We start from the raw sequence: 18678 nt of genomic DNA, 5'->3' as shown, positions 1-18678 counted from the left end.
AAGCCCCGGCGCCGCCCGCCTGACGCGGCGGCGCCCGATCCCGCCCTATCGGCAGCGGGAGTGAGGAGAGAGATCATGGCAAACCGTTTGAGCAACGATTTTCAGTTCATCGACGTCGGCCGACGCGATCCGCAGAAAAAGGATGCCCGCAGCCGCGCCAAGGAGTTCGCGGAGATCTATGAGCCGTTCCGCCCCAGCGAAGCGGCCAGCCAGGCGCACCGCTGCCTGCACTGCGGCAACCCCTACTGCGAGTGGAAGTGTCCGGTCCACAACTACATCCCCAACTGGCTCAAGCTGGTCAGCGAGGGCAACATCCTGGAGGCGGCGGAGCTCTCCCATCGCACCAACTCGCTGCCCGAGGTATGCGGCCGGGTGTGCCCCCAGGATCGCCTGTGCGAGGGCGACTGCACCCTCAACGACGGCTTCGGCGCGGTCACCATCGGCTCGGTGGAGAAGTACATCACCGATACCGCCTTCGCCATGGGCTGGCGCCCGGACATGTCCAAGGTGAGCTGGACCGACAAGCGCGTCGCCATCGTCGGTGCCGGCCCGGCGGGTCTCGGCTGCGCCGATATCCTGGTGCGCAACGGGGTCAAGGCGGTGGTCTATGACCGCTACCCGGAGATCGGCGGCCTTTTGACCTTCGGCATCCCCGAGTTCAAGCTCGAGAAGCACGTGATGGAGCGCCGCCGCGCGGTGTTCGAGGAGATGGGCGTGGAGTTCCGGCTGGGTACCGAGATCGGCCGCGACGTCACCTTCGAGCAGCTCCACGACGAGTACGATGCGGTGTTCCTCGGCATGGGCACCTACAAGTACATGGTCGGCGGCTTCCCCGGCGAGGAGATGGAAGGGGTCTACAAGGCGCTCGACTTCCTGATCGCCAACGCCAACCACTACCTCGGCTTCGAGAAGGACCCCGCGGACCATGTCTCCATGGCCGGCAAGCGGGTGGTCGTGCTGGGGGGGGCGACACCGCCATGGACTGCAACCGCACCTCGATCCGCCAGGGCGCGGCCAGCGTCACCTGCGCCTACCGCCGTGACGAGGAGAACATGCCCGGCTCCAAGCGTGAGGTGGCCAACGCCCGCGAGGAGGGGGTCGACTTCCTGTTCAACCGCCAGCCGGTGGCGGTGGTCGGCGAAGGCAAGGTCGAAGGGGTCAAGCTGGTGCGCACGCGCATGGGCGAACCCGATGCCAACGGCCGCCGCAGCGCCGAGGTGGTGCCGGGCTCCGAGGAGATTCTGGCGTGTGACGCGGTGGTGATCGCCTTCGGTTTCCAGCCCAGCGAGATCGAGTGGTTCGATACTCACCAGATCGAGGTCGACGAGCGCGGCCGGGTGCTGGCGCCGGAGATTCCGGCGAAGATGGAGCGCTTCGCCTACCAGACCAGCAATGAGAAGGTATTCGCCGGCGGCGACATGGTGCGCGGCTCCGACCTGGTGGTCACCGCGATCTACGAAGGGCGTCAGGCTGCCGAGGGGATTCTCGACTATCTCAAGGTATGATAGCGAGAGTGCAAGGTAGGACGGCGGGCGCTCGAGAGATTAGCGAGAGTTCGCGGTAGACGAGCGCACGTGCCCGCGGCTGGCGTGAGCACGTGCGCCGGCGGCGCGGCGAATGGCCCCATGGGGTGGTGTCGGCGGCGCCGAATCGCTAGAGTGGCGCGCTTTCCCTGCATCGCAAACCCCAGAGGTGATCGCATGATCCGACTCGAACGCAACATTCTCGACCAGGCCAACACGCTGATGCGCACGCTGGAAGATCACGTGCTCGACAGCGACGTCGACGATGCCGAGCAGGCGAGCGCGGTATGCCGCCAGCTGGAAGCGCTGCTGGCGCTGGGCAAGACCCGCGACAGCGGCATGTCCGACGAGTGCGCCGGCATGCTCGAAGAGATCGAGCGCCGCTCCCGGGTGATGGCTGCTCGCCTGCCGACGGCCTGAACCGCCGGCAGCCCGCGGCGCGCCGACGATGACGCTACCGCTCAGCTCAGCGGAATGCGTCCGCTGAGCGTGGTGGCATCCTGCGGCCCGGGCTCGGCGAGCACCTCGCGCGCGGCGTCGAGCGGGGCCTCGTCGAAACCGAGCAGCAGTACCCCCACCACGCGGCCCGACTCCAGATAGTAGTAGACCCCCTTGTCAGCGTGGCTGTCGGCGACGATGTCGAGCGTGGCATCGAGACGCCCCAGCGCCTTCCAGGCGATATCGAAGACGTTGGAGTAGAAGTAGGGCGTGTGGGTGTAGGCCTCGTCACTGCCGGCCATGATGCGCCCGGCCGCGGCGCCCTGACAGTTGGCGTTGTCGACGTGCTCGGCGTGCCAGCGCCCGAGGATGCGATCCGGGTAGGTGGCGACGTCGCCGGCGGCGTAGATCGCGGCGTCGGCGGTGCGCAGCCGCTCGTCGACCAGGATGCCGCTGTCGATCTCGAGTCCGGCCGCCTGCGCCAGTTCGGTGCAGGGCTCGACCCCGAGCCCGAACATCACGCCGTCGGCGGCCAGCTCGCTGCCGTCGTCGAGTTCGAGCGTGACCGTGCCATCGGCCTCACGACCCGCCTTCACCTTGCTTCCGCTGAGTAGCGCCACGCCGTGGTCGAGATAGGTCTGGTGCAGGCGGTCGGCGACCTCGGGCGGCAGCATGCCGCCGCCCAGCACCGGCTCGGGGCAGATCAGGGTGACGCGACAGTCGTTCTGGATCAGCGCCGCGGCCAGCTCGCTACCGATATAGCTGCCGCCGACCACCGCGATGTGGCGATTCTCGCCCGCCAGCCGGCGCAGATGGTCGTAGTCGTCGACGCTGCGGAAGTAGCGCACCCGCTCGCTCTCGGCCAGATCGAGGCGAATCGGATCGCAGCCGGTGGCGAGCAGCAGCTGGCCGTAGCCGAAGGTCTCGCCGTTGCGGGTGGTGACCTTTCGCGCCTGGCGGTCGATGGCGCTGACCCGGGTGTCGACATGGAGCGTGGTGCCGGGGTCCTGCTCCGGCTGCATCCAGATCTTGTCGTAGCCGAACTCGGGGTCGGTCCAGAGCTTCTTGGAGAGTGCCGGGCGGGTCACCGGCCCGCGCGGCTCGGCGCCCAGAATGCCGATGCTGCCCTCGCTGTCGCGCTCGCGGATGCCGTCGACGGCGTTGGCGGCGACCATGCCGGCGCCGACGATGAGATAGTCGTAGCGTTGCATATCCACTCCCTGGTTGGCTGGTGGCGGGCGTCCCATCCTTCCCCGATGGCGACGCCGGGAACTCGCGCTCGGGCCGCGTGACGGCACCGATAGCCTCAGCGTAGTTCACCTGCGCCGGCCTGGCGTGAAGCCACAGGGGAGAGGCAGCGACCCACGACTGCGCTAGAATGCGCGCCGGCCCGTCGATTCGCCGGCCACGCCGACAACAATCGCTTTCGCGCGGTCGAACGCCGCTGGCGCCCCCGGCCGCTGCTCTGGAGAACAAACCCGATGTCATCCTGGTTTCCGCACTGGCGCCGCGTCGACGCCAAGCGCGTCGCCCTGGTCGCCCCCGACGAGACGCTAGCCGCCCCCCAGACCCTGCTGATGGGAATCCAGCACGCCGTGGCGATGTTCGGCTCCACCGTGCTGGCGCCGCTGCTGATGGGCTTCGACCCCAATCTGGCGATCCTGATGTCGGGGATCGGCACGCTGCTGTTCTTTGTCGTCGTCGGCGGTCGGGTGCCCAGCTATCTGGGCTCCAGTTTCGCCTTCATTGGTGTGGTGATCGCGGCCACCGGCTATGCCGGTAGCGGCGCCAACCCCAATATCGGCGTGGCGCTGGGCGGTATCATCGCCTGCGGGGCGCTCTACGCCCTGGTCGGGCTGGTGGTGATGGCGCTGGGCACGCGCTGGATCGACGTGCTGCTGCCGCCGGTGGTGACCGGCGCCATCGTCATGACCATCGGGCTCAACCTGGCCCCGGTGGCGGTGTCCAGCGTCGCCGGCTCCACCTTCGATTCGCTCATGGCGCTGGTGACCGTGCTGTGCATCGGCCTGGCGGCGGTGCTCACCCGGGGCATGCTGCAGCGGCTGCTGATCCTGATCGGGCTGATCGCCGCCTATGCGATCTATGCCCTGGTCACCAACGGTTTCGGCTGGGGCACGCCGATCGACTTCTCGGTGATCAATGCCGCCCCCTGGCTGGGGCTGCCGACCTTCAGCGCGCCGCAGTTCGACCCCCACGCCATGGTCCTGATCGCGCCGGTGGCGGTGATCCTGGTGGCCGAGAACCTGGGCCATATCAAGGCGGTGGGCGCGATGACCGGGCGCGATCTCGACCCCTACATCGGGCGCGCCTTCTTCGCCGACGGCGTGGCTACCGTGGTCTCGGGCAGCGCCGGGGGCACCGGCGTCACCACCTACGCCGAGAACATCGGGGTGATGGCGGTGACCAAGGTCTACTCGACGCTGATCTTCGTCGCCGCCGCCGGCTTCGCCATCCTGCTCGGTTTCTCGCCGCGCTTCGGCGCGCTGATCCAGACCATCCCGGGGCCGGTGCTGGCCGGGGCCTCGATCGTGGTGTTCGGGCTGATCGCGGTGGCCGGCGCGCGCATCTGGGTGCAGAACGCGGTCGATCTGGGCGATACCACCAATCTGATCGTGGTGGCGGTGACGCTGGTGCTGGGCGCGGGCAACTTCTCGCTGGCCCTGGGGGGCTTTACCCTGGACGGCATCGGGACCGCCACCTTCGGCGCCATCGCCCTGCATGCGCTGTTGCGCTATGGCGTGGGCAGACGCCAGCCCGACGCCCAGTCCTAGAATTGGTACGCCAAGCCGGCCCGCTGCGGCCGCCCTGTCGGCGGCCGCTCGATCACTGCCAGGGGTGACCCGCATGAGAGATTCCCAAGCCAGCGACCCGCAGTCCGGCGAGCAGTCGCTCGCGATGACCCGCGAGGTGCTCGAACAGGACCGCCTGCGGCGCTACTTCGAGCGCACCTATCCCGAGGTGCCGCTGACCTCGCCGGCGGCGCTCGACGCCTCCGTGCGCGAGATGCTGGCGAACGTGCCCGAGCCCGCCCGCGATCTCGATGGCGTCTATCTGTTCGCCTACGGCTCGCTGATCTGGAACCCCTGCGTCGAGGTCGCCGAGCGCCATACCTGCCGGCTCTACGGCTACCACCGCGACTTCTGCCTCAAGCTGGAGCACGGACGCGGCACCCCCGACTCGCCGGGGCTGATGCTGGCACTGGCGCCGGGTGGTTCGTGCCGCGGGGTGGCGCTGCGGGTACCGGCGGCCAATCTCGAGCGCGAGCTGACCCTGGTGTGGCGCCGTGAGATGCTCACCGGGGCCTATCAGCCGCGCTGGGTGCGCCTGAGCAGCGATATCGGCGCGCTGTGGGGCATCGCTTTCGTGATCAATCCGGCCCACGACCGTTACATCGGGCGTCAGTCGGACGAGACGGTGATCCGGCTCCTGCGTACCGGCCGCGGCGTGCTCGGCTCGTGCCGCGAGTATCTCGACAACACGGTCAGCGATCTCCACGCCCTGGGCATTCGCGATCATCGTCTGGAGCGGCTGCAGCGGGCGGTGCACGGCTGAGCGCTGCGGTGGCCGCGCTTTCGCGCAGCGCAAATTGAGCCGCGGGCCGCTCTCTGGTAGTCTGGCGTCCCATCCTGGCCCGACTTTCTCCCCCGGGTCTTTCTCACGGCTTTACGACCACGATTCGACAGGTTTTCCATGACACGATATATCTTCGTGACCGGCGGCGTTGTGTCCTCCTTGGGCAAGGGCATTGCGGCGGCCTCGCTGGCGGCCATTCTCGAGGCCCGCGGCCTCAAGGTGACCATTCTCAAGCTGGATCCGTACATCAACGTCGATCCGGGCACCATGAGCCCGTTCCAGCATGGCGAGGTGTTCGTCACCGAGGATGGCGCGGAAACCGACCTCGACCTGGGCCACTACGAGCGCTTCATCCGCACCAAGATGACCCAGGGCAACAACTTCACCACCGGCCGCGTCTACGAACACGTGCTGCGCAAGGAGCGCCGCGGCGACTATCTCGGCGGTACGGTGCAGGTGATCCCGCACATCACCGACGAGATCAAGCACCGTGTGATCAAGGGGGGAGAGGGATACGACGTGGCGCTGGTGGAGATCGGCGGCACCGTCGGTGACATCGAGTCGCTGCCGTTTTTGGAGTCGATCCGCCAGCTGCGCAGCGAAGTCGGGGCCAGCCGTGCGCTGTTCATGCACCTGACCCTGGTGCCCTACATCAAGACCGCCGGCGAGACCAAGACCAAGCCGACCCAGCACAGCGTCAAGGAGCTACGCTCGATCGGTATCCAGCCGGACATCCTGATCTGCCGCAGCGAAGTCGAGCTGGAGGAGAGCGAGCGGCGCAAGATCGCGCTGTTCACCAACGTCGAAGAGCGCGCGGTCATCCCGCTGCAGGATGCCGACACCATCTATCGCATTCCGCTGATGCTGCACGAGCACGGCCTCGACGACATCGTCTGCGACAAGCTGCGCCTGGACGCGCCGGCCGCCGATCTGGCCGAGTGGGTCCACGTGCTCGATGCCAAGCTCAACCCGCTCAAGTCGATCAATATCGCCATGGTCGGCAAGTACATGGAGCTGCTCGACGCCTACAAGTCGCTCAACGAAGCACTGATCCACGCCGGTATCCAGACCCGGGTCAAGGTCAACGTCGAGTACATCGACTCCGAGCTGATCGAGCGCCACGGCACCGAGCGCCTGGCCGGCAAGGACGCCATTCTGGTGCCCGGCGGCTTCGGCGAGCGCGGCGTCGAGGGCAAAATCGCCACCGCCCGCTTCGCCCGCGAGAACGGCATCCCGTATCTCGGTATCTGTCTCGGCATGCAGGTGGCGGTGATCGAGTTCGCCCGCCACGTGGCCGGCTGGGCCGATGCCAACTCCACCGAGTTCACCCGTGATACCCAGCACCCGGTGGTCGGCCTGATCACCGAGTGGATCAACGCCGAGGGTCAGATCGAGCTGCGTGACGAAGCCTCCGACCTGGGCGGCACCATGCGCCTGGGCGGTCAGGAGTGCCAGCTCGCCTCCGGCTCGCGGGCACAGGCGATCTATGGCCTGGATACCATCACCGAGCGCCATCGCCACCGCTTCGAGGTCAACAACCAGTTCATCGGCGAGCTGGAGCAGGCCGGTCTGGTGATCTCCGGCAAGAGCGGCGATCAGTCGCTGGTAGAGATGATCGAGCTGCCCGATCACCCCTGGTTCGTGGCGTGTCAGTTCCACCCGGAGTTCACCTCCACGCCGCGCGACGGCCATCCGCTGTTCACCGGCTTCGTCAATGCGGCGCTGGAGCACAAGGCGAGCCGCCAGCGGCAGCAGGGCGCGAGCCACCAGGAGTGACCACGGCGGGGGATGAAGCGATTCATCCCCCGCTCTCGTTGTGCAGGGCTCATACTCTTTCGTCTGGACTCGTGCTGCCTTTCCGGGCCCATGCTGCCTTCTTTCCGGACCCATGCTGCCTTCTTTCCGGACCCGTGCTGCCTTCTTTCCGGACCCGTGCTGCCTTTTCGGGATGCGTATTCTTGTCGGTACGCGTACGGGAGCATGAAACGCCACGCGGCGTCTCGTCGCGCCGGCGAAAGCTGGTAACATGAATCCGCTTTTCCGCATCCGGCGCACGCCGTGCCGGACGCTTCACGCTCACTGCTTGAGTTTTTCAACCGACAGGACGACGTAACATGGCTGAGATCGTTGATATCCGCGCCCTCGAAGTGCTCGATTCCCGAGGTAACCCGACCGTTCAGGCTCAGGTCGTGCTGAGCGGTGGCATCAGCGCCAGCGCCTGCGCGCCGAGCGGTGCCTCCACCGGCTCGCGGGAAGCGCTCGAACTGCGTGACGGCGACAAGGGCCGTTACCTGGGCAAGGGCGTGCTCAAGGCGGTGGAGGCCGTCAACGGTCGGATCCGCGAGCGCCTGGTGGGGATGGATGCCAGTGACCAGCGTGCGCTGGACCAGGCCATGCTCGATCTCGACGGCAGCGACAACAAGGCCAACCTGGGCGCCAACGCCATCCTCGCGGTGTCGCTGGCGGCGGCCAAGGCGGCGGCGATCGCCAAGGGCGTGCCGCTCTACGCGCACATCGCCGAGCTCTACGGCCAGCCGGGCCACTACCTGATGCCGGTGCCGATGATGAACATCCTCAACGGCGGCGAGCATGCCGACAACAACGTCGACATCCAGGAGTTCATGGTCCAGCCGGTGGGCGCGCCCAACTTCCGCGAGGCGCTGCGCATGGGCGCGGAGATCTTCCACGCGCTGAAGAAGGTGCTGTCGGCCAAGGGGCTCTCCACCTCGGTGGGCGACGAGGGCGGCTTCGCCCCCAACCTGGCCTCCAACGCCGAGGCGCTGGCGGTGATCAAGCAGGCGGTCTCCGACGCCGGCTACACCCTGGGCAAGGACGTCACCCTGGCCCTCGACTGCGCTTCCAGCGAGTTCTACAAGGACGGCACCTACGACCTTTCCGGCGAAGGCAAGTCCTATGACGCCGCCGGTTTCGCCGACTACCTGGCCGAGCTGTGCGACGCCTACCCGATCGTCTCGGTCGAGGATGGCATGGACGAGTCCGACTGGGACGGCTGGAAGGCCCTCACCGAGAAGCTCGGCGACCGCGTGCAGCTGGTCGGCGACGATCTCTTCGTCACCAATACGCGCATCCTCAAGCGCGGCATCGACGAGCAGATCGGCAACTCGATCCTGATCAAGTTCAACCAGATCGGCTCGCTCTCCGAGACCCTGGATGCGATCAAGATGGCCCAGGACGCCGGCTTCACCGCGGTGATCTCGCACCGCTCCGGCGAGACCGAGGACACCACCATCGCCGACCTCGCCGTGGGCACCGCCGCCGGCCAGATCAAGACCGGCTCGCTGTGCCGCTCCGACCGCGTGGCCAAGTACAACCGCCTGCTGGTGATCGAGCAGGAGCTGGAAGGCAAGGCGGCCTATCCGGGGTTGAAGGCGATCAAGGGCCAGTAACGCTCGTCAGCCGGGCACGTCCCAGACGGCCCGGCTCGCCACAGTTGCCCGTGATCGGGCACGGTTCGCTCAGCGCAGGACCCAACGCAAGAAGGCCGCTCGATGAGCGGCCTTCTTGCGTTCTTCGGCAGTAAGCGTCCGATGGAGGCCGATTTGCGTCATGAGCGCAGGCCAGACAAGGCGAAATCAATCGAAAAAGCGGAGTTTACGAGGTGTAAATGAGCACTTTGAGATTGATTTCAACACAGTATGGCCAAGCGTAATGGCAAATCAGCGTTCGAGCAGCTCGATCTTGCCTGGCTTGCCATCCCACTCCTTGGCATCCTCCGGCGGGTCCTTCTGCTCGGTGATGTTGGGCCACACCTCGGAAAGCTCCGCGTTCAGCTCGATGAACTTCTCCTGTCCCGCCGGCAGCTCGTCCTCCGAGAAGATCGCTTCGGCGGGGCACTCCGGCTCGCACAGGGCGCAGTCGATGCACTCGTCCGGATGGATGACGAGGAAGTTCGGGCCCTCATAGAAGCAGTCCACCGGGCAGACTTCGACGCAGTCGGTGTATTTGCACTTGATGCAGTTCTCGGTGACGACGAACGTCATGGGTGATCTCTCCTATTGCCGGGGCGGATGCGCGGCTGGCCCCTCTTTTTCTCGGTCACGGTCACTGGGTCGCGGCCTCTGCCGGCCGCTGTTCTTGCGTTTGCTGCCCGCTCACGACCACCCACGCCGGTCGTGCCCGGGTATCCGCCATGCGCACGCGGATGCCACGTTGGAATGGCGCCATATTCTAGGCGTCGCCCGGCGGCAGCGGCAAGTTGAGGCTGGGAACGTCTGGGAATGGCGTTATGCCGTGGCGGGCCGAGCCGGCCCGCCACGGCGCCAGCGGACTACTGCTTGGCCTTCCACTCGTAGAGCAGTTCCAGCGCCGCGCGCGGCGTGAGCGCGTCGACGTCCAGCGACGCCAGCGCCTCCACCAGCGGATGCACCGGGGCCGCGAACAGGTCCGCCTGCTGCGGCGCGGCGGCGTGGGTGGCCGCGCTGCGCTCGGCGGGGGCGGTCGGTGGCTGCTCGAGGCTGGCCAGCTTCTCGCGGGCACGCGCGATCACCGGCTGCGGCACGCCGGCCAGCTGGGCCACCTGGAGGCCGTAGCTCTGGCTCGCCGGCCCCTCTTCGACCCGGTGCATGAAGACGATGCCCTCCTTGTGCTCGGCGGCGGTGAGGTGGACGTTGGCCACCGTCTCCTGCTGCTCGGCCAGCGCGGTCATCTCGAAGTAGTGGGTGGCGAACAGGGTGAAGGCGCGCGCGCGGGCCAGATGCTCGGCGCTGGCCCAGGCCAGCGAGAGGCCGTCGAAGGTGCTGGTGCCGCGGCCGATCTCGTCCATCAGCACCAGGCTCTCGGCGGTGGCGTTGTGCAGGATGCTGGCGGTCTCGGTCATTTCGACCATGAAGGTCGAGCGGCCGCCGGCGAGATCGTCGCTGGAGCCGATACGCGTGAAGATGCGATCCACCGGGCCGATCTCGGCGCGCTCGGCGGGTACGAAGCTGCCGGTATGCGCGAGCAGGGCGATCAGCGCTGCCTGGCGCATGTAGGTCGACTTGCCGCCCATGTTGGGGCCGGTGATAACCAGCATGCGGCGGGCGTCGTCGAGTACCAGATCGTTGGGCACGAAGGGGTGCTGGCTGACGTGCTCGACCACCGGGTGGCGGCCGCCGATGATCTCGACGCCGGGCGTCTCGCCGAGCTGCGGGCGCACGAAGTCGAGACTCCGCGCGCGCTCGGCGAAGGTGCACAGCACGTCCAGCGAGGCCAGCGCCCGGGCGGTGGCCTGCAGCGCGTCGAGCTCGGCGTTGAGGGTCTCGATCAGCCCTTCGTAGAGCAGCTTCTCGCGGGCCAGGGCGCGCGACTTGGCCGACAGCGCCTTGTCCTCGAACTCCTTGAGTTCGGGAATGATGAAGCGCTCGGCGTTCTTCAGCGTCTGGCGCCGGATATAGTCCACCGGCACCTCGCGGGCCTGGGCCCGGGGGATCTCGATATAGTAGCCGTGGACCCGGTTGTAGCCGACCTTGAGCCCGGCCAGGCCGGTGCGCTCGCGCTCGCGCAGTTCCAGCTTCACCAGATAGTCGCCGGCGTGCTCGGCCAGGCCGCGGTACTCGTCGAGCTCGGCGTCGAAGCCCTCGCGGATCACGCCGCCGTCGCGGATCACCACCGGCGGGTTGTCGATCAGCGCCTGGCTGAGGGTCGCCGCCGTCTCGGGGTAGGGCCGAATGTGCCGGGCCAGATCGTCGAGGGCGCTCTCTCCCTCGATCGCGCCCAGCGCGCTCTGCAGCTGGGGCAGCGCATTGAGCGCGTCGCGCAGGCGGGCCAGATCCCGCGGGCGGGCGCTGCGCAGGGCGACCCGGGCGAGGATGCGCTCGACGTCGCCGACCTCGCCCAGGATCTCGCGCAGTGCCAGATGGTCATCCTGTTCCAGCAGCAGCTGCACCGCCGCCTGGCGCGCGCTGACCTGGGCGCGATCGCGCAGCGGGCGGTTGAGCCAGCGCTTGAGCAAACGCGAGCCCATCGGCGTGGTGGTGGTGTCGAGCACGCTGGCCAGGGTGTTGTCGCCGCTGCCGCCGAGATTGATGTCGATCTCCAGATTGCGGCGGCTGGCGGCATCGATCACCACCGCGTCGTCGCGGCTCTCGATACCGAGGGCGTTGACGTGGGGCAGGCGCGAGCGCTGGGTGTCGCGGGCGTAGTCGATCAGCACCCCGGCGGCGACCAGCGCGACCTCCAGATGGGTGCAGCCGAAGCCGCGCAGATCGGCCACCTGGAACTGGTCGCACAGCAGGCGGTTGGCGGTCTCCAGGTCGAAGTGCCAGTCGTTCTGGCGACGCAGCCCGGTGCGCTCGGCCAGCGCCGGGGGCAGGTCCTGGGTCTCGGCGGCGAGCAGCTCGGCCGGTTGCAGGCGATGGATCTCGGCCTGCATGTCGGCCTCGCCGTCGACCTCGAGCACGGCGAAGCGGCCGCTGGATAGCTCCAGCCAGGCGATGCCCCAGCGCTCGCCGTGGCGGTGCAGGGCCACCAGCAGATTGTCGCGGCGCTCATCGAGCAGCGCCTCGTCGTGCAGCGTGCCGGGGGTGACGATCCGCACCACCCGGCGCTCCACCGGCCCCTTGCTGGTGGCGGGGTCGCCGATCTGCTCGCAGATCGCCACCGACTCGCCCGAGCGCACCAGCCGCGCCAGATAGGACTCGGCGCTGTGGTAGGGCACGCCGGCCATGGGGATCGGCGAACCGGCTGATTGACCGCGCGCGGTCAGGGTGATGTCGAGCAGCTTGGCGGCGCGCTTGGCGTCGTCGTAGAACAGTTCGTAGAAATCGCCCATGCGGTAGAACAGCAGCACCTCGGGGTGCTCGCGCTTGATCTTGAGGTACTGCGCCATCATCGGCGTATGCTGCTGGGCTTTGCTGGCGGCCGTATCCTGCATGGCGTTACGAGGCTCTCTGGGTATCGTGGGGCATCATGGCGGCACGCGCCTCGCCGGGGCCGGCGAAGCATGAAACATGAAACATGAAACATGAAACATGGAGAAAGGCCGAAGGTTACCACGGGGGTCAGCGTTGCTGCATCGCCGATCGCCCGTGCCGGGGTGACGCCGGTTCATGCCCGAGGTGTAGTGTTTTCAGTCTCGCCCGCGGCGGGCGAATCGTTACAGTGGGTGAAATCGGCATCCGAGGACCCCCTCATGGCCCGGCTGGTGCTCAATCACCTCAGCGACTCCACGTTCAGGCTGCTCTCGATCGAGGCCAACCGGCGCAACGTCAACGTCAGCGAACTGGCGGTCATCCTGCTCGAGATCGCGGTCGCCGATCTGTGTGCCGGGGGGCACGCGCAGCCGCTGCCGCCCACCCATCCGCGCGACGCCGAATAGTCGCCCGCCGGGGCGCGCTTGTGCTGTGCGTCGGCCGCGCGCGTTGCGTCGACGCGCAAAGCTCGCATACTACTCACCTGAGACCACTCGCATGCCACCACTGGCATGACACGACGCGCCTGCCCGGCAGACGAGACCGGTGCGGCGCTCGAGCCGCAGGAGACCCCATGAGCTTGCCCACCGACCATCCGCTGCCTCCCGGCAGTGATCAGGACCCGCAGGTGCTTGCCCGACGCCTGGGCGAGGCGTGTCTGGCCGCCGGCTGTTTCGTCACCACCGCCGAGTCGTGCACCGGGGGCGGCGTGGCCGAGGCGATCACCGCGATCGCCGGGAGCTCGGGCTACTTCGCCAGCGGTTATGTCACCTACGCCAATGCCGCCAAGCAGCGCATGTTGGGGGTTTCGGCGCAGACGCTTGAGCAGCATGGGGCGGTCAGCGCGGCCACCGTGCGCGAGATGGTCGCCGGCGCCTGCCGCGACAGCGGCGCCGAGCTCGGCGTGGCGATCAGCGGCGTGGCCGGCCCCGGCGGCGGCAGTGCCGAGAAGCCGGTGGGGACGGTGTGGTTCGCCTGGGGCGATGCCGAGGCCCAGCGAGTGGCGTGTTTTCGGCTGCCGGGGGAGCGTGCCGCGGTGCGCGCCCAGGCGGTGGCGATCGCCCTGGCGGGGCTGCTCGAATCGCTCGTCGCCGAGGCCTGAGCGGCACTTGGCGCTGGCCTCTCCCGGCGCGATCCCGGAAAATGCAGCGACGCAGGCGGAAAATCGACGCGAGGATATAGGCGCGGGCGATTTTTTTCGCCATACTACTGGCTAATCATACAGTGATCGGGCGGCCTGGCCGTCTCGCCCGTCGCCGAGGTCGCCTCTCCCACAGGGTGGCCCTATGCGACGGGCTCACTTTTCCGGCCGCCATCCCACGACGCCAGCTTTCCAAGGCTCGTCTTCGACGCACTCACAGGAGACTTTCATGGCACAGGACGAAAATCGCAGCAAGGCACTCAGCGCGGCTTTGTCGCAGATCGACCGCCAATTCGGCAAAGGCACCGTGATGCGTCTGGGCGATACGCCGCGCACCGCCATCCCGGTGGTCTCGACCGGCTCGCTGGGGTTGGATATCGCCCTTGGGGTGGGCGGTCTGCCCTACGGCCGCGTGGTCGAGATCTTCGGCCCTGAATCCTCGGGCAAGACCACCCTGACCCTGTCGGTGATCGCCCAGGCGCAGAAGCAGGGCAAGACCTGCGCCTTCATCGACGCCGAGCACGCGCTCGATCCGAGCTACGCCGAGAAGCTGGGGGTCGACCTCGACCAGCTGCTGGTGTCGCAGCCGGACACCGGCGAGCAGGCGCTGGAGATCTGCGACATGCTGGTGCGCTCCGGCGGTGTCGACGTCATCATCATCGACTCGGTGGCGGCGCTCACCCCGCGCGCCGAGATCGAGGGCGAGATGGGCGACTCCCACGTCGGCCTGCAGGCACGTTTGATGTCGCAGGCACTGCGCAAGATCACCGGCAACATCAAGAACGCCAACTGCATGGTGGTGTTCATCAACCAGATCCGCATGAAGATCGGGGTGATGTTCGGCAGCCCCGAGACCACCACCGGCGGTAACGCGCTGAAGTTCTACTCCAGCGTGCGTCTCGACATTCGCCGCATCGGCTCGGTCAAGCAGGGTGACGAGGTCACCGGTAACGAGACCCGGGTCAAGGTGGTCAAGAACAAGGTGGCGCCGCCGTTCCGCCAGTCCGAGTTCCAGATTCTCTACGGCAAGGGCATCTACCATGCCGGCGAGGTGATCGACCTGGGCGTGCAGTGCAGCCTGGTCGACAAGGCCGGTGCCTGGTACAGCTACAAGGGCAGCAAGATCGGCCAGGGCAAGGCCAATGCGGCCCAGTACCTGGAAGAGAATCCGGCGATCATGACCGAGATCGAGGATCAGATTCGCGCCCAGCTGCTGGCCGTTGCCGCGCCCAAGGAGAAGGACAAGGAGAAGGAAACGGAAGCCGCGGCCACCGACGACGCCAACGACTCGCTGCTGTAGCGCGAGGCGGGGCAGGCGGTTGGGTTGAAGACGCGCCCGATGTTCAGGGCGTTGCCGAGGAGGAGAACACGCCATGGCTGACGCTGCGGAGATCCCGCCCCGGGAGCGGGCGATCGCCCTGCTGGCACGCCGCGAGTACAGTCGCGCCGAGCTCGAACAGCGTCTGGCGGCCAAGGGCGTCGAGCGTGATGAGATCGCCGTCACGCTGGACGCGCTGGCGGCGGACGGGCTGCAGTCCGATACTCGCTTCGCCGAGATCTTCGTGCGTTCCCGGGTGCAGCTCGGTCACGGCCCGGTGCGGATTCGCGGCGATCTGGCTCAGCGCGGCATCGACGACGCCCTGGCGGCGCTGGCCCTCGAGGCGGAGGCGCCGGACTGGCAGGACCTGGCGTGTCAGGCCCTGGCCAAGCGCTTCTCCGGGCCCGGCAGCACGCCCCGTGAGCGGGCCAAGCGCGAACGCTTCCTGGCCGGACGCGGGTTCGGCTTCGATCAGGTGCGCCACGCCATGCGCCACGCCTGGGAGGATTGAGCTCTCGGGCTTTATCTTCGACCTTGCCGAGCCTGGCGGCACCCCTGGTGCGTCGCGCTGTCAGCGTAGCGCACCGGACTGCGAGACTTCTCACCCTGGCGCTTCACAGCCGCGCTTTCCTCGTTGCGCCCGCGGCACGCGCTTCTCTTTTCCTGTCCTCTTTCCGCGCTTCCCATCAGCCCATTTTTCCCGGCTTCATCTTCCCCAGTTCTCCTCACCTGCTCCCGCTTTCCCAGCTCTCTTGCGTCCTTTTCCCGTTCCGATGTCATCCATGACACGCGTCTCGTGCAGACCTGGTCTGGCGTTACCGGATCGGGTGGTCCGATTCGCCCGAGGGCGGCGAATGTCGGCGACATGGGTGTCGCACTCGACAGACTCACAGTCGACCACGTTATACTAACGCGCCTTGCGATGGCCGCAGGAGCAGCACATCGCTGCCGAGACGGCCGTCTGCGCGTCGCCACGTGGTCCGTTTGCCGCCGTGGGCACGCCTATCGTCACGGACTTTCGCCAAGATCCGTCGTCACGGATTTTTGCCACGGACTCTCGCTACGGATTGTTTATGAAAAGCGCAGCTATCAGACAGGCTTTCCTGAACTACTTCGAGGAGCGCGGACACACCATCGTGCCTTCTGCCTCTCTGGTGCCGGAAAACGACCCGACCCTGCTCTTCACCAACGCCGGCATGGTGCCGTTCAAGGATGTGTTCCTGGGGCGCGACCCGCGGCCCTATGTGCGAGCGACCTCGGCCCAGCGCTGCGTGCGCGCCGGTGGCAAGCACAACGACCTCGACAACGTCGGCTATACCGCGCGTCACCACACCTTCTTCGAGATGATGGGCAACTTCAGCTTCGGCGACTACTTCAAGGCCGATGCCATTCGCTTTGCCTGGACCTTCATCACCGAGGTGCTGGGGCTGCCCAAGGAGCGCCTGTGGGTCACCGTGCACCACAGCGACGACGAGGCGGCGACCATCTGGGTCGACGAGATCGGGGTCGACCCGGCGCGGCTGTCGCGACTCGACGAGGACAACTTCTGGCAGATGGGCGACACCGGCCCGTGCGGCCCGTGCTCGGAGATCTTCTACGACCACGGCCCTGAAGTGTGGGGCGGCCCGCCGGGAAGCCCGGAAGAAGACGGCGACCGCTACATCGAGGTGTGGAATCTGGTCTTCATGCAGTTCGACCGCGATGCCAGCGGCGAGCTGCACCCGCTGCCCAAGCCGTCGATCGATACCGGCATGGGCCTGGAGCGCATGGCGGCGGTGATGCAGGGCGTGCACTCCAACTACGAGATCGATCTGTTCCAGGCGCTGCTGGCAGCTGCCGCCGAGGTCACCGGCCATGCCGATACCACCACGCCGTCGCTGCGCGTGATCGCCGACCACATCCGCTCCTGTGCCTTCTTGATCGTCGATGGCGTACTGCCCTCCAACGAGGGGCGCGGCTACGTGCTGCGTCGGATCATCCGCCGTGCCATCCGCCACGGCCACAAGCTCGGCGCCAGTGGCACCTTCTTCCACAAGCTGGTGGCGGCGCTCGATGCCGAGATGGGCGAGGCCTACCCGGAGCTGCGCCAGGCGCGCGAGCAGATCGAACGCGTGCTGCTCAAGGAAGAAGAGCAGTTCGCGCGGACGCTGGACCACGGCATGGGGCTGCTCGAGGCGGCGCTCGCCGATCTCGACGGCGACGTGCTCCCGGGCGAGACCGTGTTCAAGCTCTACGACACCTACGGCTTCCCCTATGACCTGACCGCCGATGTCTGCCGCGAGCGCGGCGTGACCCTCGACGAGGCCGGCTTCGAGCGCGAGCTGGAAGCGCAGCGCCAGCGCGCCCGCGCCGCCAGCCAGTTCGGTGGCGACTACGAGGCCGCGCTGAATCTCGAGGGCAGCACCGAGTTCACCGGCTACGACCGGCTCGAGGATCAGGCCCGGGTGACCGCGATCGTCGACGCCCAGGGCAACGAGCGCGAGCGCCTCGAAGCGGGCCAGAAAGGCGTGGTGGTGCTCGACCGCACGCCGTTCTACGCCGAGTCCGGCGGCCAGGTCGGCGATACCGGCTATCTGCACGGCGACGGCGCCCGCTTCCAGGTCACCGACACGCGCAAGCAGGCGGGTCACCACCTGCACGAGGGCGTGCTGCTCGAGGGCGAACTGAGCGTGGGACAGACGCTCGCGCCGCAGGTCGATGCCTCGCTGCGTCAGGCCACCATGCGCAATCACTCCGCTACCCACCTGCTGCACGAAGCGCTGCGCCGCACCCTGGGCGACCACGTGCAGCAGAAAGGGTCGCTGGTGAGCGCTGAGCGTTTACGCTTCGACTTCAGCCACTTCGAGCCGGTGACGCCGAATCAACTGGCGGAAATCACCCGCATCGTCAACGCTGAGATTCTGGCCAACGCCCCGACCCAGACCGAGCAGATGACTCTCGATCAGGCCAAGGCCAAGGGCGCGCGGGCGCTGTTCGAGGCCAAGTACGCCGACGCCGTGCGCGTGCTCACCATCGGCAGCGACGGCTTCTCGATCGAACTGTGTGGCGGCACCCACGTGGCGCGTACCGGCGATATCGGGCCGTTCCATATCGTCGCCGAGTCCGGCACCGCCGCCGGCGTGCGGCGCATCGAGGCGGTCACGGGGGAAGGGGCCCTGGCCTGGTTCGATGCCCAGGAGCGCCAGCTCAACGCCGTGGGCGAACGTCTCAAGGCGCGCCCGGAGCAGGTGGTCGAGCGTCTGGACAGCGTGCTCGAGCGCCAGCGCACGCTGGAGAAGGAGCTCGAGCGGCTCAAGGCCAAAGTGGCCAGCGCGGCCGGCAACGAGCTGCTCGACGCCGTGCGCGAGGTCGCCGGGGTGCGCGTACTCGCCACGCGTATCGAAGGGGTGGGTGGCAAGGAGCTGCGCGGCCTGCACGACCAGCTCAAGCAGAAACTGGGTTCCGGCGTGCTGGTGCTCGGCGCCGCGCAGGAAGGCAAGGTCAGCCTCATCGCTGGGGTCACCGACGACCTCACCGGGCGGCTGAAGGCGGGGGAACTGGTCAACCACGTGGCGGCCCAGGTCGGCGGCAAGGGCGGCGGGCGTGCCGACATGGCGCAGGCCGGCGGCAGCGACCCGAGCCAGCTGCCCCAGGCGCTCGACAGCGTGCATGCGTGGGTGGCCGAACAGCTGGGCTGAATCGACATACGCATTTGGGTGGAACCGACATACATGTGGCCGCCATCCCAGGGCGGCCCACAACGCTAGGGAGTGACGA

The 18678-nt window shown here is 67.6% G+C and carries 13 protein-coding genes and 1 pseudogene; 11 read left to right on the top strand and 3 right to left on the bottom strand.

Features of this window, described 5'->3' with window-relative positions:
• Window positions 1-75 precede the first annotated feature (75 nt).
• Window positions 76-1505 (top strand): annotated as a pseudogene (locus tag QO259_RS14140) (FAD-dependent oxidoreductase).
• Window positions 1506-1700: 195 nt separating this feature from the next.
• Complete coding sequence (locus tag QO259_RS14135) at window positions 1701-1943, top strand: hypothetical protein (RefSeq protein WP_035475645.1); 243 nt, start codon at window positions 1701-1703, stop codon at window positions 1941-1943.
• A 41-nt stretch (window positions 1944-1984) separates the two neighbouring features.
• Here QO259_RS14135 and QO259_RS14130 read toward each other — a convergent pair whose 3' ends face one another.
• Entirely contained in the window at window positions 1985-3172 is a 1188-nt protein-coding gene (locus QO259_RS14130; protein ID WP_285950436.1) for an NAD(P)/FAD-dependent oxidoreductase, read from the bottom strand.
• A 270-nt stretch (window positions 3173-3442) separates the two neighbouring features.
• On the opposite strand from QO259_RS14130, the gene QO259_RS14125 reads away from it, so the two are divergent.
• From QO259_RS14125 to eno, 4 genes are all read left to right on the top strand, one after another.
• Window positions 3443-4753, top strand: a complete 1311-nt coding sequence (locus QO259_RS14125; RefSeq protein ID WP_285950435.1) for a solute carrier family 23 protein — start codon at window positions 3443-3445, stop codon at window positions 4751-4753.
• A gap of 73 nt (window positions 4754-4826) precedes the next feature.
• Window positions 4827-5534, top strand: a complete 708-nt coding sequence (locus QO259_RS14120; protein WP_285950434.1) for a gamma-glutamylcyclotransferase — start codon at window positions 4827-4829, stop codon at window positions 5532-5534.
• A 138-nt stretch (window positions 5535-5672) separates the two neighbouring features.
• Entirely contained in the window at window positions 5673-7331 is a 1659-nt protein-coding gene (gene pyrG / locus QO259_RS14115) for a CTP synthase (protein WP_285950433.1), read from the top strand.
• Between the two features lie 338 nt (window positions 7332-7669).
• Entirely contained in the window at window positions 7670-8962 is a 1293-nt protein-coding gene (eno, locus tag QO259_RS14110; protein WP_035475640.1) for a phosphopyruvate hydratase, read from the top strand.
• Window positions 8963-9232: 270 nt separating this feature from the next.
• On the opposite strand, the gene fdxA is transcribed toward eno, so the two are convergent.
• Together fdxA and mutS are read right to left on the bottom strand one after the other, a co-directional pair.
• A complete protein-coding gene (fdxA, locus tag QO259_RS14105; protein ID WP_285950432.1) occupies window positions 9233-9556 on the bottom strand; it encodes a ferredoxin FdxA in 324 nt (107 codons plus the stop codon).
• A 287-nt stretch (window positions 9557-9843) separates the two neighbouring features.
• Window positions 9844-12426: a DNA mismatch repair protein MutS gene (mutS, locus tag QO259_RS14100; protein WP_285950431.1), complete on the bottom strand. Its 2583-nt coding sequence runs from the start codon at window positions 12424-12426 to the stop codon at window positions 9844-9846.
• A 258-nt stretch (window positions 12427-12684) separates the two neighbouring features.
• Here mutS and QO259_RS14095 point away from each other — a divergent pair, with 258 nt between their 5' ends.
• The 5 genes from QO259_RS14095 to alaS all read left to right on the top strand — a co-directional run bounded on the left by QO259_RS14095 (window position 12685) and on the right by alaS (window position 18599).
• Window positions 12685-12870, top strand: coding sequence for a hypothetical protein (locus QO259_RS14095; protein WP_285950430.1), 186 nt, complete (start codon window positions 12685-12687; stop codon window positions 12868-12870).
• A gap of 167 nt (window positions 12871-13037) precedes the next feature.
• A complete protein-coding gene (locus QO259_RS14090) occupies window positions 13038-13565 on the top strand; it encodes a CinA family protein (RefSeq protein WP_285950429.1) in 528 nt (175 codons plus the stop codon).
• A 268-nt stretch (window positions 13566-13833) separates the two neighbouring features.
• A complete protein-coding gene (recA, locus tag QO259_RS14085; RefSeq protein ID WP_285950428.1) occupies window positions 13834-14904 on the top strand; it encodes a recombinase RecA in 1071 nt (356 codons plus the stop codon).
• Window positions 14905-14977: 73 nt separating this feature from the next.
• Window positions 14978-15433, top strand: a complete 456-nt coding sequence (locus tag QO259_RS14080; RefSeq protein WP_285950427.1) for a regulatory protein RecX — start codon at window positions 14978-14980, stop codon at window positions 15431-15433.
• 562 nt (window positions 15434-15995) lie between these two features.
• Entirely contained in the window at window positions 15996-18599 is a 2604-nt protein-coding gene (alaS, locus tag QO259_RS14075) for an alanine--tRNA ligase (protein WP_207033024.1), read from the top strand.
• The last annotated feature ends 79 nt before the right edge of the window (window positions 18600-18678 follow it).

Source organism: Salinicola sp. JS01, assembly GCF_030284585.1.
In the GTDB taxonomy this organism is placed as follows: Bacteria; Pseudomonadota; Gammaproteobacteria; order Pseudomonadales; family Halomonadaceae; genus Salinicola.
The sequence above is the reverse complement of the archived record's forward strand: the minus strand, read 5'-3'. Positions and strand labels throughout refer to the sequence as shown.